Origin of the sequence: Rhodopseudomonas sp. BR0M22 (genome assembly GCF_010907035.1) — a bacterium.
In the GTDB taxonomy this organism is placed as follows: Bacteria; Pseudomonadota; Alphaproteobacteria; order Rhizobiales; family Xanthobacteraceae; genus Rhodopseudomonas.
The window spans coordinates 25,960-38,689 of sequence record NZ_QUMK01000029.1 but is presented as its reverse complement, the minus strand read 5'-3'; the positions used below and the strand labels follow the sequence as shown (position 1 = coordinate 38,689).

The following is a 12,730-nucleotide window of genomic DNA, read 5'->3' as shown; positions in this document are numbered from 1 at the left end:
CTTGCAATTTGCCTCGCGCCGCTGAAACAGTGCGCGCCAAGAAACCTAACACGAAATCGGAGACCGCAATGGGTGGACCGCTCGCCGGCATCAAAGTGATCGAGATCGCGCAGGCGATCGCCGGGCCGATGGCCGGGATGATCCTCGGCGACATGGGCGCCGAGGTGATCAAGATCGAAAAACACGACGGCGGCGACGATGCCCGGCATTGGGGCCCGCCCTTCGTCGACGGCGACTCGCTGCTGTTTCACACCTACAACCGCAACAAACGCTCGGTGACGCTCGATATCAAGACCCCCGACGACGTCGTGCGGCTGAAGGAGCTGGTCAAGGACGCCGATATCCTGATCCAGAACCTGCGCTCCGGTGTCGTCGCTTCGTGCGGGATCGGTCCGGAGGTGCTGTGTGCAGTCAACCCGCGGCTGATCTATTGCTCGGTGTGGGCGTTCGGCAAGACCGGTCCGCTGAGCAAGGAGCCGGGCTTCGATCCACTGCTGCAGGCCTATGGTGGTGTGATGTCGCTGACCGGTAGTCCCGAGCATCCGCCGATATTCTGTGCGCCGCCGATCAACGATCGCGCCACCGCGCAGTGGTGCGTGATCGGCGCGCTGGCGGCGCTGCAGCAGCGCCACGTCACCGGCAAAGGTTGCGTGATCGACACCTCGCTGTTCGACACCGCGGTCGGCTGGGTCGACATGTCGCTGAGCGGCTATCTGCTCGACGGCGAGGCGCCGGTGCGCCACGGCACCGCCAGCGGCACGCTGGCGCCGTATCAGGTGTTCGAGACCGCCGATCGTCCGATCGTGATCGCCGCCGGCAACGACCGGCTGTTCGCGCGCTGTGCCGACGTGCTGGGCCATCCGGAGTGGAGCAGCGACGAGCGCTTCGCGCGGGTGCGCGATCGCGCCGCGCATCGGGCCGAGCTGGTCATGATGATGCAGGAGGTGCTGAAGAGCCGTGGCGCCGCGGCTTGGCTCGCGGCCCTCAAGAGAGCCGGGGTGCCGGTGAGTCCGGTCAACGACATTCCCGAGCTTGCCGCCACCGAACAGCTCGCCGCGGTCGATCTGCTGCGCACGATGCCGGATACCGGCCTCAAGGTCGCCGGTCTGCCGATTGTGTTCGACGGCGAACGGCCGCATCCCGAGCTCGCCACGCCGAAGCTCGGCGCGCACAACCATGAGGTGCTGGGCAACCGCGCGGCGGCCGAATAGGGCGGCAGAGGCGAGCGGGGCTGCCGGCACAGTCGGATGCCGGCGCGGCCGGTCATCAAAACCGCGTCATCACGGTGACCTTATCGCGTCTGGCGCTTTCTCCGTCATCGCGGCGGGCTACGCTCGCCGCGAGCATGTTTCCATTTCTGCACTGGAGGAATTCTCTATGGCTCCACCCTATCGAGTCGCCGCCGTCGTCGGCAGTCTGCGCAAACAGGCATATTCGCTGCGCACCGCGCAGGCGCTCGCCAAGCTGGCGCCGGACTCATTGAAGCTCGACATCGTCACGTTGCACGGCTTGTCGATGTACAACCAGGACCTCGAGACCGACGCGCCGCCGGCCGATTGGACCGCGTTCCGGGACAGCATCAAGGTGTCCGATGCGGTGCTGTTCGTGACGCCGGAATACAACCGCTCGATTCCCGGCGTCCTGAAAAATGCGATCGACGTCGGCTCGCGCCCCTATGGCAAGAGCTGCTTCGACAAGAAGCCCGCTGGCGTGTTGTCGAATTCGCCGGGCGCGATCGGCGGCTTCGGCGCCAATCATCATCTGCGGCAGTGCCTGGTGTTCCTGAACATGCCGACGCTGCAACAGCCGGAGGCCTATGTCGGCGGCATCGCCGATGCGTTCGCCGAGGACGGCACGCTGGTGAAGGACTCGCTGCGCGAGTTCCTGCAGAAATACATCGACGCCTTCGCCGGCTTCGTCGCCCAGCAGCACAAGTAATGGCTGTTGCACAGCGTCCCGCCGGTTGCAAAGCGGGCGGGACGAGCGCGGCGTTAGCCGTGCGTTAACCGCGCTGTCCGATGGTGCGGCATGGTCACCCGCAGTCGTCTCAAATCGATCCTCGCCGGCATCGCGCTGTACGCGATCGCCGCCGCCGTGATCGGCTATTTCGGCGTCAACGCCTACACCGGTCGCTTCGGCCTGACGGCGCAGCAGGAGCTCGACCAGGAGATCACCGCGCTCACCGCCGAACTGGTGCAACTGCGCCAGCAGCGTACCGAGGCCGAACAGCGCGTCTCGTTGCTGCGTTCGGACCGGATCGATCCCGATATGCTCGACGAACGCGTGCGCTATCAGCTCGATTTCGCCAATCCGGCTGACCTGGTGCGGATGCTGCCCGAGCGCTGAGTGCGCAAATTCCAAAAATCTGGACGAACGATGTCGAAAGTTTCGCGTCGCTGCACTGCGGCATATTGATTTGCGCGCAGCGACATAGCGATCCTTTCAAGGCGCTATAAGTTACGATAGAGAGGCTCATCTCATCTCTCATCGGAATCGCCATGGCTGCACCCAAGAAGAGCGCCGCGAAGGAAATAGCACAGGACAAGGCTGGAGGAGCGTCACCGTCGAACGTGCCGCCTTTCACCAAGGAACAGGAGCTCGGCGCTTTTCGTGAGATGCTGCTGATCCGCCGCTTCGAAGAGAAGGCGGGGCAACTCTACGGCATGGGTGCGATCGGCGGCTTCTGCCATCTCTACATCGGCCAGGAGGCCGTCGTCGTCGGCATGCAGATGGCGCTGCGCGACGGCGATCAAGTGATCACCGGTTATCGCGATCACGGCCACATGCTCGCCTGCGGCATGGAGGCCAACGGCGTGATGGCGGAGCTGACGGGACGTCGCGGCGGCTACTCCAAGGGCAAGGGCGGCTCGATGCACATGTTCAGCCTGGAGAAGAATTTCTTCGGCGGACACGGCATCGTCGGCGCGCAGGTTTCGCTCGGCACCGGCATCGCCTTCGCCAACCGCTATCGTGGCGATGGCCGCGTGTGCCTGGCTTATTTCGGCGACGGCGCTTCCAACCAGGGCCAGGTGTACGAGAGCTTCAACATGGCGGAGCTGTGGAAGCTCCCCGTGATCTATGTGATCGAGAACAATCGCTACGCGATGGGAACTTCGGTGACCCGTTCATCGGCGCAGACCGATTTTTCGAAGCGGGGCGTGTCGTTCAACATTCCGGGCGAGCAGGTCGACGGCATGGACGTGCGTGCCGTGAAGGCTGCGGGCGACAAGGCGGTGGCGCATTGCCGTGCCGGCAACGGTCCCTTCATTCTCGAAATGCAGACCTACCGCTATCGCGGCCATTCGATGTCGGACCCGGCGAAGTATCGCTCACGCGAAGAAGTCGACAAGGTCCGCAACGACCAGGATCCGATCGAGCAGGTCCGCAAGCGGCTGCTCGCGCTCGACATGACCGAGGACGATCTCAAGTCGATCGATGCCGAGGTCCGCAAGATCGTCAACGAGTCCGCTGACTTCGCGCAGCACGATCCCGAGCCCGATCCGTCCGAGCTGTACACCGATGTGTATCGCTGATCCCCGCCTTGCCGTGTCGCGGCTGCGTCCCGCCTGATTGAATGACTGCGGAGCCCCAATGCCAATCCAAGTTCTGATGCCCGCGCTGTCGCCGACCATGGAGAAGGGCAACCTGTCGAAATGGCTGAAGAAGGAAGGCGACCAGGTCAAAAGCGGTGACGTCATCGCCGAGATCGAAACCGACAAGGCGACGATGGAAGTCGAAGCCGCCGACGAAGGCACGCTCGGCAAGATCCTGATCCCCGAAGGCACCAACGACGTCGCGGTGAATACCCCGATCGCCACCATCCTCGGCGACGGTGAAACTGCCGCCGATGCCGACAAGGCGGCCGAACCGGCGGCGCAGAACAAGAGTTCGCAATCGGCGCCACCGGCCGCAGCTCCGGAAGCCGCAGAGGCGAAGTCCGCACCTGCGCCGGCGCAGCATGCGCCCGAAGCGCCCACCGTTTCGGCCGCTGCCGACCCTGACATTCCGTCCGGCACCGAGATGGCGACCATCACGATCCGCGAAGCGCTGCGCGACGCGATGGCCGAGGAAATGCGCCGCGATCCGGACGTGTTCGTGATGGGCGAAGAGGTTGCCGAGTATCAAGGCGCCTACAAGGTCACCCAAGGGCTGCTGCAGGAATTCGGCGACCGCCGGGTGATCGATACGCCGATCACCGAGCACGGCTTTGCCGGCGTCGGCGTCGGTGCGGCGATGGCCGGACTGAAGCCGATCGTCGAGTTCATGACCTTCAACTTCGCCATGCAGGCAATCGATCAGATCATCAACTCGGCTGCGAAGACGCTGTACATGTCCGGCGGCCAGCTCGGCTGCTCGATCGTGTTCCGCGGCCCGAACGGTGCCGCCGCGCGCGTCGCCGCGCAGCACAGCCAGGACTACTCGGCGTGGTATTCTCAGATCCCCGGCCTCAAGGTCGTTGCGCCGTATTCGGCCGCCGACGCCAAGGGGCTGCTCAAGGCGGCGATCCGCGACCCCAATCCGGTGATCTTCCTCGAGCACGAAATGCTGTACGGGCAGTCCGGCGAAGTGCCGAAGCTCGACGACTACGTGATTCCGATCGGCAAGGCGCGGATCGTCCGCGAAGGCAGCGACGTCACCCTGATCTCGTGGTCGCACGGCATGACCTACACGCTGAAGGCCGCCGACGAACTGGCCAAGGACGGGATCAAGGCCGAAGTGATCGATCTGCGCACGCTGCGTCCGCTCGACACCGAAACCATCATCGCCTCGGTGAAGAAGACCGGCCGCGCGGTGACGGTCGAGGAGGGCTGGCAGCAGAACGGCGTCGGCGCCGAACTCTCCGCCCGGATCATGGAGCACGCGTTCGATTATCTGGATGCGCCGGTGACGCGGGTGTCGGGCAAGGACGTGCCGATGCCGTATGCCGCCAATCTCGAAAAGCTGGCGCTGCCCAGCGTCGCCGAGGTGGTCGAGGCCGCCAAGGCCGTCTGCTATCGGTGAGCCCATGACCGGACCCAAGCAACAGCCGCTGCCGCCCGACGTCGAAAACCGCGAAGACGCGATCGAGGTGCTGCGCGCCTTCGTGCTCGACGGCGGTCTGTCGATCGCCTTCATGCGCGCGTTCGAAGATCCGGAGATGTGGGGATTGCTGCTGGTCGACATCGCCCGCCACGCCGCGCGCGCCTATGCGCGGGAGAGCGAATACACCGAAGACGAGGCGCTTGAGCGCATCGTCGATATGTTCGACGCCGAGCTTTCGCGCCCGACCGACACCGGCGCGACCACCGAACGGACGCAGTAAGGTTCTGCCCTCATGCCGATCAATATTCTGATGCCCGCGCTGTCGCCGACCATGGAGAAGGGCAACCTTGCGAAGTGGCTGAAGAAGGAGGGCGACAAGGTCAAGAGCGGCGACGTCATCGCCGAGATCGAGACCGACAAGGCGACGATGGAAGTCGAGGCCGCCGACGAGGGCACGCTGGCGAAGATCCTGGTGCCCGAAGGCACCCAGGACGTTCCGGTCAACGACGTGATCGCGGTGCTCGCCGAGGACGGCGAGGACGTGAAAGCTGCGGGGGCAGGGGCCGGCAAGGCGGAGGCGTCGAAGGCAGACGCCAAGCCTGCTGATGCGAAGCCCGCATCATCCTTCGAGACGCCCGCTGCGCGGGCTCCTCAGGATGAGGGCAGTGCGGCCGGCAAGACAGCGGCTCCGACAAAGCCAACAACAAACCCAGCTCCTCGTCCTGAGGAGGGCGCGAAAGCGCCCGTCTCGAAGGACGCTGGCACGAGCAACGGCGCCCGCGTGTTCGCCTCGCCGTTGGCGCGGCGGCTGGCCAAGGATAGCGGCATCGATCTGTCGCGCGTCACCGGTACCGGCCCGCATGGCCGAGTCATTGCCCGCGACGTCGAGAAGGCCAAGTCTGGCGGTGGCCTGAAGGCGCCCGCTGCTGCAGCTGCGGCCGGTCCTGCGATCGCGCCGGCGATGTCCGATCAGCAGATCCGTGCGCTGTATCCGGAAGGCTCCTACGAAGTCGTGCCGCACGATGGCATGCGCCGCACGATTGCGCAGCGGCTGACTCAGTCGACCCAGACCATCCCGCATTTCTATCTGACGATCGACTGCAATCTCGATCGCCTGATGGCCGCGCGCGAGGACATCAATGCCGCCGCGCCGAAGGACAAGGACGGCAAGCCGGCCTACAAGCTGTCGGTCAACGACTTCATCATCAAGGCGATGGCGATTGCCCTGCAGCGGATTCCCGACGCCAACGTGTCGTGGACTGAGGCGGGGATGCTCAAGCACAAGCATTCCGACATCGGCGTTGCGGTGGCGATGCCGGGCGGGCTGATTACCCCGATCATCCGCAGCGCGGAGACGGCGTCGCTGTCGTCGATCTCGGCGCAGATGAAGGACTTCGCCGCGCGCGCGCGGGCCCGCAAGCTGAAGCCCGAAGAGTATCAGGGCGGCACCACGGCGGTGTCCAACCTTGGGATGTTCGGCATCAAGGACTTCACCGCGGTGATCAACCCGCCGCACGCGACCATCCTGGCGGTCGGCACCGGCGAGCAGCGCGCCGTCGTCAAGGACGGCAAGATCGAGATCGCCACCATGATGAGCGTGACGCTGTCTTGCGATCACCGCGCCGTCGACGGTGCGCTCGGCGCCGAACTGATCGGCGCCTTCAAGACGCTGATCGAAAATCCCGTGATGATGATGGTGTGACTTTCTTACCCTCTCCCCTTGTGGGAGAGGGTGCCCGAGCGAAGCGAGGGCGGGTGAGGGGGCATGATCCAGCGCGTACCGCATCAGCAGAGACAGTTCGCCAAGAGCCTTCGCGTTCACGCGACCGATGCCGAGCGTGCGCTTTGGCGGCTGCTGAGATCGCGGCGGCTTGCCCATTTCAAATTTCGTCGTCAGGTGCCGATCGGGCCTTGGATTGTCGACTTCGTCTGTTTCGAGCAACGTTTGATCGTGGAAGCGGACGGCAGCCAGCACGCCGACAGCGAACGAGACCAAGTTCGCGACCACGACCTTTTCGAGCGTGGATTCCGTGTTTTGCGGTTTTGGAACAACGACATTCTGATACGCTCGCAGTCGGTGATCGAAGTCATCGCAGCAGCCGCATCGCCGTCCCCCTCACCCGTCTGCGCGCCTGACGGCGCGCATCCACCCTCTCCCACAAGGGGAGAGGGGAAGAAGAGCGATTAGCATGGTTCAAAACTCCGACACCTCCTTCGACGTCATCATCATCGGCTCCGGACCCGGCGGCTATGTCGCGGCGATCCGGGCGGCGCAGCTCGGGTTCAAGACCGCGATCGTCGAGAAGTCGTATCTCGGCGGCATCTGTTTGAACTGGGGCTGCATTCCGACCAAGGCGCTGCTGCGCTCGGCGGAAATCTATCACTACATGCAGCACGCCAAGGATTACGGGCTGTCGGCGGACAACATCTCGTTCGATCCGAAGGCGATCGTGCAACGCTCGCGCGGGGTGTCGAAGCGGCTGAACGACGGCGTCGGCTTCCTGATGAAGAAGAACAAGATCTCGATCATTTGGGGCGCGGCGACGATCGATGCGCCGGGCAAGCTGACGGTCACTGCCTCCAAGACCGAGGCGCCGAAGGGGGCGCTGCCGCCGGGCAGCTATCAGGCCAAGCACATTATCGTCGCCACCGGGGCGCGGCCGCGGGTGCTGCCGGGGCTCGAGCCGGACAAGAAGCTGGTCTGGACCTATTTCGAGGCGATGGTGCCGGAAGTGATGCCGAAGTCGCTGCTGGTGGTCGGCTCCGGCGCGATCGGCATCGAGTTCGCCTCGTTCTTCCACACCATGGGCGCCAAGGTCACCGTGGTCGAGGTGCTGCCGCAGATCCTGCCGGTCGAGGATTCCGAGATCGCCGCGCTCGCCCGCAAGCGGTTCGAGAAGCAGGGCATCAAGATCCTGACCGGCGCCAAGGTCACCAAGCTCGACAAGAAGGCTGATAGCGTCGTTGCCACCATCGATCCGGGCACCGGCAAGACCGAGACGCAGGAATTCGACCGTGTCATCTCGGCGGTCGGCGTGGTCGGCAATGTCGAGAATCTCGGGCTGGAGAAGCTCGGGGTGAAGCTCGACCGCGGCACCATTGTCACCGACGGGCTCGGCAAGACCAGCGTGCCCGGCATCTACGCGATCGGCGACGTCGCCGGTCCGCCGATGCTGGCGCACAAGGCCGAGCACGAGGGGGTGATCTGTGTCGAGGCCATCAAGGGCCTGCATCCGCACTCGCTCGACAAGAGCCTGATTCCCGGCTGCACCTACTGCCAGCCCCAGATCGCCTCCGTGGGCCTCACAGAGGCCAAGGCGAAGGAGCAGGGACGGGAGATCCGGGTCGGCCGCTTCCCGTTCACCGCCAACGGCAAGGCGATTGCGCTCGGCGAGGACCAGGGCCTGGTCAAGGTGATCTTCGACAAGAAGACGGGACAGCTCCTCGGCGCGCATATGATCGGCGCCGAAGTGACCGAGCTGATCCAGGGCTACGTCGTGGCGATGAACCTCGAAACCACCGAGGAAGAGCTGATGCACACCGTCTTCCCGCATCCGACCCTGTCGGAAATGATGAAGGAAGCCGTGCTCGACGCCTACGGCAAGGTGCTCAACGCCTGACCTTCCCGGCAACTAAGCGAACCAGAAAGGGTGTCCGCCAGGACACTCTTGTTGCTATGCCGCAACAGTTCCGCATCATTTAACCGTCTTTGACGGTCGCTCTTGCACACGCCGCTTTTTGGCCACACCGGTCAATGAGATCATCTGACCTAAGCCGAGCGCAGGTCGATGGTCTTACCGGAAGGTCCGGGAGCCCGACGGCGAGGCGGCCGGAAAGACGAGTTCGCGATGTTCGCCACGACGCCGATCAGGTCGATGCCGACGAGCCGCCAGAGCACTGGCGGCATCGCGAGCCTGTCGGGTGTCGGCGCCCCCATCGATGTCTTCAAAAAGTCACCGTCTGCCGCGGATTTGCGGCGGCTCGGCCGTCATCTCGCCAAACAGCAAGGCGATGCTGACCATGCCCAGCTCCCGGCGACGATCTTGTGCAGTCACGACTATTCAAACCGCGAAAACCTGACCGTCGAACAGACGATGGCCGGTCGCGGCCGTGACAGAAATTTGACCGCCGCAGCGTCGGCCATCGACCCGTCCGAAACGGGTGTGGCCGCGACAGAGGAGAGGGCGGGAGTGTGTTGGATGGAGAGCCGGCCGGTCGTTGCGACCGCACCGGGGGTGACCCGCGAGATGTGCGATGCGGAATTTTAGGCGTAGCGTTTTTGCCGCGTTGGTGATCGGCGCTGGAGCGAGCGCCTTTCCGGCGGTCGCGTTCGAAGGCACCCCGGTCAGCCCGGAGGACACCGCGATCCCGGTCGCCAGCAATCAGCCGGCTACGGCGCCGGCGCTGAAGAAGGCGTTGCCGGCCGCGCCGACGACGACCTCGCTCACCGCCCTGCAATACGCCGCCGAGGGCGGCCACCCGATCGCGCAGTGGCGGCTCGGCCGGATGTATGCCGACGGCAACGGCGTGGCCCAGGACGATCTTCGCGCATTCGACTATTTCAGCAAGATCGCCAACGCTCACGCCGAAGACAGCCCGTCGGCGCCGCAGGCCGCGATCGTCGCCAACGCGTTCGTCGCGCTCGGCCGCTACTACCTCGACGGCATCCCGAATTCGAAGATCAAGCGCGACCCGGAGCGTGCGCGGGAGATGCTGTCCTACGCCGCCTCGTATTTCGGCAATGCCGACGCCCAATACGATCTGGCCCGGCTGTATATCGACGGCGTCGGCGTGCCGCGCGATTTCCGCTACGGCGCGCGCTGGCTCGGCCTCGCCGCCCAGAAGGGGCAGCATCAGGCCCAGGCCATGCTCGGTCAGCTTCTGTTCAATGGCGACAAGCTGCCCCGCCAGGCCGCCCGTGGCCTGATGTGGCTGACCCTGGCGCGCGACGCCGCAACGCCCGAAGAGGCTTGGATCAAGGACAGCTACAACCGGGCGGTCGCCAAGGCCTCCGACGACGACCGGGTGATGGCGCTGCAGATGCTCGAGCACTGGGTCCAGGGCCGGCGGGACTGAGGCCGCCGCAAACGCCGTCTGCAGCAGCGACCATCCATCTGATCAGCAAGCGCGATGGCTTCCTGACAGGCCGATCGTGCTTCAAGCAGGGCTCGGCTTAGGCCGCTTCCAGATCGAGATCCGCCCACACCGGGACGTGGTCGGACGGCTTTTCCCAATTGCGCACATAGCTGTCGATGCCGACATGGCACAGCCGGTCGGCGGCCTGCGGCGACAGCAGCAGGTGATCGATGCGGATGCCCCAGTTCTTCTGCCAGGCGCCGGCCTGATAGTCCCAGAAAGTGTACTGGCCGGGGGCGTCGGTGGTGGCGCGTAGCGCATCGGTGAGGCCGAGCCCGAGCAGGGTCTGGAAGCTCTCACGGGTCTCGGGCAGGAACAGTGCATCCTCGGTCCAGACGGCAGGATTATAGGCATCCGCTGGCTGCGGGATGACGTTGAAGTCGCCAGCCAGAATCAGCGGCTCCTCGGTCTTCAGCCGCTGTTTCGCGTAGTCGCGCAGCCGTGCCATCCAGCTCAGCTTGTAGGGGTACTTTTCGCTGCCGACCGGGTTGCCGTTGGGCAGATACAGGCAGGCGACGCGCACCACGCCGTGCTTCAACGACACCACGCCTTCGAGAAACCGCGCATGGACGTCGCCGTCGTCACCGGCAAGTCCCGGATTGGCCTCTTCGAGCGGATATTTCGACAGCAGCGCCACGCCGTTGAAGGTCTTCTGGCCGTGGGTGACGACGTTGTAGCCGAGCGCCTCGATCGGCTCGCGCGGAAACGCCTCGTCGACGCATTTGATCTCCTGCAGGCAGACGACGTCGGGCTGGCAGTCCTGCAGCCAGGTCAGGAGATGATCCAGCCGCTGCCGGACCGAGTTGACGTTCCATGTCGCAATCCGCATCGCGCCGTCCGTTGCCCGGGATGATTTGCGCCGCGGCAGATCGTGCCGTGCATCGCTGTGATAGAGCAATCCGCGTCGGAGGCAAATCCGGCGCGGCGATCGGGAGCGATCGGCCGAGGCGGCGTCCGCGGCAGCGCGAACGCCCGAACGCGGAGCATCGAGCATGTCGAGTCGCGGCTCACGGATGATCGAAGCGATGCAGCTCCGGGGCATGACCAAGCAGCACGCCTTGGCTCATGCGATGGGTGTCAACGAGAGCACGATCACGCGCTGGAAGAACAACGGGCCGATCTCGGTCGATCACGCGGTGCTGCTGTGCAACACGCTCGACGTCTCGCTCGATTGGTTCTTGGCCGGGCGCGGGCGGATCGACGCCCACAAGCCGGTAGCGACCAGCGATTCGGTCGAAACCTCGCTGCTGAACTGTGTGCGGCATGCGGAAGCTCGCATGTCGGATCGCTCCAAGGCGCTGTTGGTCGCCTTCATTTCCTCGTTGTATCCCGAGGTCACCGGTCTCTGAACGGAGCTGATTGCGGGGCGCGCAAGCGGCGCGGGCGAATCTTGCGCGATATGCAATCAGAAGTTGCGTCGCTTTCCGCGAGCGAGGCTAGGTTTACACAACCTTCGGTTGTATTTGTTCCGAAGGTGCAACCCGAGACCCCGCAACTTGCAGGAGATCATCATGGCCACGACGATCACGATCAACGTCACCAACAAGAGCACCACGCTTCAGAACTTCTTCTTCTTCCAGCAGCCGGCGCAGTATTCCGGCGGCGCCCAGGTCTACACCAACAGCCTCTACAGCCAGGCGCTGCTGCCCTACGACCAGTCGGGCGCGGTCCTGAGCTTCTCGATGGTGCTGCAGTACTATGCGGGTGTCCAGCAGCAGGTGGCGCCGCCGCAGGTCGGTCAGCCCTCCGGACAGCTCGCCGCGAGTCAGCCGATCGATCTGACTCCGGCCGCCGGCGGTCAGCCGACCAACAATACGACCACCATGACGGTCTCGCCGTCGCTGGGCCTGTCGGTGCCGGTTTCGACGACGGGGCCGCAGGCCGGCTCGTTCCGGATCATCACGCCGGTGTTCAATCCGGTGCTGACTGCCTACAACGCCGGTTCGGCGGTGCAGACACTGGCCGGCGGCGTCACGCTGTCGAACTTCGTCTCTGCTCAGCCGAACTCCAATCTCGACTGTCAGCCGATCATCAAGTTCTACGTCCAGACCGGCACCTACACCGCCGGAACGGTGATGAACTTCACCTCGTCGTCGCAGGGGTCGGCGATCTGTGACGCGACCCCCGGCTTCACCACCTTCAATGTCACCTACAATATCGATGGCACCTGGACGGTGAAGAACATGGTCTCGACGACGCTGGCGGATGGTAGCCGTGGTCTGGTCGAGAAGTCGGTCTATACCACCGGGCTGATCGGACCGGCGGCGGCACGGGCCGAAATCCTCAACGAGGCTGGTACCGCCGTCGTTTCCACCGGTAACGCGGCGAACTTCCTGAAGCCGATCGCCGTGACCAATCTCAGCGCGCCGGGCAATATCGCTGTGACGCGCGAGTATCAGGTCGGCCCCACCGGTGGACCGTACCAGGGCGTGATGTGCACCAACTTGGCCGGCACCACCGCGGTGTTCGATTAGTAACTGCTGCGCCGCCGATGCAAAGAAGATTGATCGGACGGCGTGGCAGCGACTGCGGCCGGAGGCCTGGACGGCTTCCGGCCGTTGGCGTTTAATTG

At 64.6% G+C, this 12,730-nt stretch carries 14 protein-coding genes; 13 read left to right on the top strand and 1 reads right to left on the bottom strand.

From position 1 onward, the window contains the following. The first annotated feature begins 68 nt into the window (after nt 1–68). From DY468_RS11560 to DY468_RS11510, 11 genes are all read left to right on the top strand, one after another. The gene (locus DY468_RS11560; protein ID WP_164604957.1) at nt 69–1,211 is read left to right on the top strand and encodes a CaiB/BaiF CoA transferase family protein; all 1,143 of its coding nucleotides are present in this window, start codon (nt 69–71) and stop codon (nt 1,209–1,211) included. A gap of 166 nt (nt 1,212–1,377) precedes the next feature. Continuing rightward, on the top strand, nt 1,378–1,938 hold the full coding sequence (locus DY468_RS11555; RefSeq protein WP_164604956.1) for an NADPH-dependent FMN reductase: 561 nt from the start codon (nt 1,378–1,380) through the stop codon (nt 1,936–1,938). A gap of 90 nt (nt 1,939–2,028) precedes the next feature. Then, nucleotides 2,029–2,346, top strand: a complete 318-nt coding sequence (locus DY468_RS11550) for an FtsB family cell division protein (protein ID WP_164604955.1) — start codon at nt 2,029–2,031, stop codon at nt 2,344–2,346. A gap of 152 nt (nt 2,347–2,498) precedes the next feature. After that, nucleotides 2,499–3,533 carry a pyruvate dehydrogenase (acetyl-transferring) E1 component subunit alpha gene (gene pdhA, locus DY468_RS11545; protein WP_164604954.1) on the top strand — a complete coding sequence of 345 codons (1,035 nt, stop codon included), beginning with the start codon at nt 2,499–2,501 and terminating at the stop codon, nt 3,531–3,533. Nucleotides 3,534–3,591: 58 nt separating this feature from the next. Next, nucleotides 3,592–5,001, top strand: coding sequence for a pyruvate dehydrogenase complex E1 component subunit beta (locus DY468_RS11540; RefSeq protein WP_164604953.1), 1,410 nt, complete (start codon nt 3,592–3,594; stop codon nt 4,999–5,001). 4 nt (nt 5,002–5,005) lie between these two features. After that, the gene (locus tag DY468_RS11535; RefSeq protein WP_164604952.1) at nt 5,006–5,302 is read left to right on the top strand and encodes a DUF5076 domain-containing protein; all 297 of its coding nucleotides are present in this window, start codon (nt 5,006–5,008) and stop codon (nt 5,300–5,302) included. Between the two features lie 12 nt (nt 5,303–5,314). Continuing rightward, nucleotides 5,315–6,724 (top strand): pyruvate dehydrogenase complex dihydrolipoamide acetyltransferase, encoded by a 1,410-nt coding sequence (locus DY468_RS11530; protein WP_164604951.1) that lies wholly within the window; start codon nt 5,315–5,317, stop codon nt 6,722–6,724. A gap of 63 nt (nt 6,725–6,787) precedes the next feature. Further along, on the top strand, nt 6,788–7,210 hold the full coding sequence (locus tag DY468_RS11525; RefSeq protein ID WP_164604950.1) for an endonuclease domain-containing protein: 423 nt from the start codon (nt 6,788–6,790) through the stop codon (nt 7,208–7,210). A gap of 1 nt (nt 7,211) precedes the next feature. Next, nucleotides 7,212–8,642 carry a dihydrolipoyl dehydrogenase gene (gene lpdA, locus DY468_RS11520; RefSeq protein WP_164604949.1) on the top strand — a complete coding sequence of 477 codons (1,431 nt, stop codon included), beginning with the start codon at nt 7,212–7,214 and terminating at the stop codon, nt 8,640–8,642. A 228-nt stretch (nt 8,643–8,870) separates the two neighbouring features. Continuing rightward, nucleotides 8,871–9,290 carry a hypothetical protein gene (locus DY468_RS11515; RefSeq protein WP_164604948.1) on the top strand — a complete coding sequence of 140 codons (420 nt, stop codon included), beginning with the start codon at nt 8,871–8,873 and terminating at the stop codon, nt 9,288–9,290. Then, nucleotides 9,277–10,098 carry a tetratricopeptide repeat protein gene (locus DY468_RS11510; protein ID WP_164604947.1) on the top strand — a complete coding sequence of 274 codons (822 nt, stop codon included), beginning with the start codon at nt 9,277–9,279 and terminating at the stop codon, nt 10,096–10,098. Before DY468_RS11515 ends, DY468_RS11510 begins: the two co-directional genes overlap by 14 nt. Nucleotides 10,099–10,195: 97 nt before the next feature. Here the strand turns inward: DY468_RS11510 and xth are convergent, their stop codons facing one another. Continuing rightward, nucleotides 10,196–10,987 (bottom strand): exodeoxyribonuclease III, encoded by a 792-nt coding sequence (gene xth, locus DY468_RS11505; RefSeq protein ID WP_164604946.1) that lies wholly within the window; start codon nt 10,985–10,987, stop codon nt 10,196–10,198. Between the two features lie 163 nt (nt 10,988–11,150). Between xth and DY468_RS11500 the strand changes: the two genes are divergently transcribed. Then, nucleotides 11,151–11,507, top strand: coding sequence for a helix-turn-helix domain-containing protein (locus DY468_RS11500; protein WP_164604945.1), 357 nt, complete (start codon nt 11,151–11,153; stop codon nt 11,505–11,507). A 162-nt stretch (nt 11,508–11,669) separates the two neighbouring features. Next, nucleotides 11,670–12,632, top strand: a complete 963-nt coding sequence (locus DY468_RS11495; RefSeq protein ID WP_164604944.1) for a hypothetical protein — start codon at nt 11,670–11,672, stop codon at nt 12,630–12,632. Nucleotides 12,633–12,730 lie beyond the last annotated feature (98 nt).

Coding starts and splice junctions, on each gene's coding strand:
- DY468_RS11555 (WP_164604956.1), top strand. CDS start 1,378: ATGGCTCCACCCTATCGAGTCGCCGCCGTCGTCGGCAGTCTGCGCAAA.
- DY468_RS11550 (WP_164604955.1), top strand. CDS start 2,029: ATGGTCACCCGCAGTCGTCTCAAATCGATCCTCGCCGGCATCGCGCTG.
- DY468_RS11540 (WP_164604953.1), top strand. CDS start 3,592: ATGCCAATCCAAGTTCTGATGCCCGCGCTGTCGCCGACCATGGAGAAG.
- DY468_RS11500 (WP_164604945.1), top strand. CDS start 11,151: ATGTCGAGTCGCGGCTCACGGATGATCGAAGCGATGCAGCTCCGGGGC.
- DY468_RS11530 (WP_164604951.1), top strand. CDS start 5,315: ATGCCGATCAATATTCTGATGCCCGCGCTGTCGCCGACCATGGAGAAG.
- pdhA (WP_164604954.1), top strand. CDS start 2,499: ATGGCTGCACCCAAGAAGAGCGCCGCGAAGGAAATAGCACAGGACAAG.
- DY468_RS11510 (WP_164604947.1), top strand. CDS start 9,277: ATGCGGAATTTTAGGCGTAGCGTTTTTGCCGCGTTGGTGATCGGCGCT.
- DY468_RS11525 (WP_164604950.1), top strand. CDS start 6,788: ATGATCCAGCGCGTACCGCATCAGCAGAGACAGTTCGCCAAGAGCCTT.
- DY468_RS11515 (WP_164604948.1), top strand. CDS start 8,871: ATGTTCGCCACGACGCCGATCAGGTCGATGCCGACGAGCCGCCAGAGC.
- lpdA (WP_164604949.1), top strand. CDS start 7,212: ATGGTTCAAAACTCCGACACCTCCTTCGACGTCATCATCATCGGCTCC.
- DY468_RS11495 (WP_164604944.1), top strand. CDS start 11,670: ATGGCCACGACGATCACGATCAACGTCACCAACAAGAGCACCACGCTT.
- DY468_RS11560 (WP_164604957.1), top strand. CDS start 69: ATGGGTGGACCGCTCGCCGGCATCAAAGTGATCGAGATCGCGCAGGCG.
- xth (WP_164604946.1), bottom strand. CDS start 10,987: ATGCGGATTGCGACATGGAACGTCAACTCGGTCCGGCAGCGGCTGGAT.
- DY468_RS11535 (WP_164604952.1), top strand. CDS start 5,006: ATGACCGGACCCAAGCAACAGCCGCTGCCGCCCGACGTCGAAAACCGC.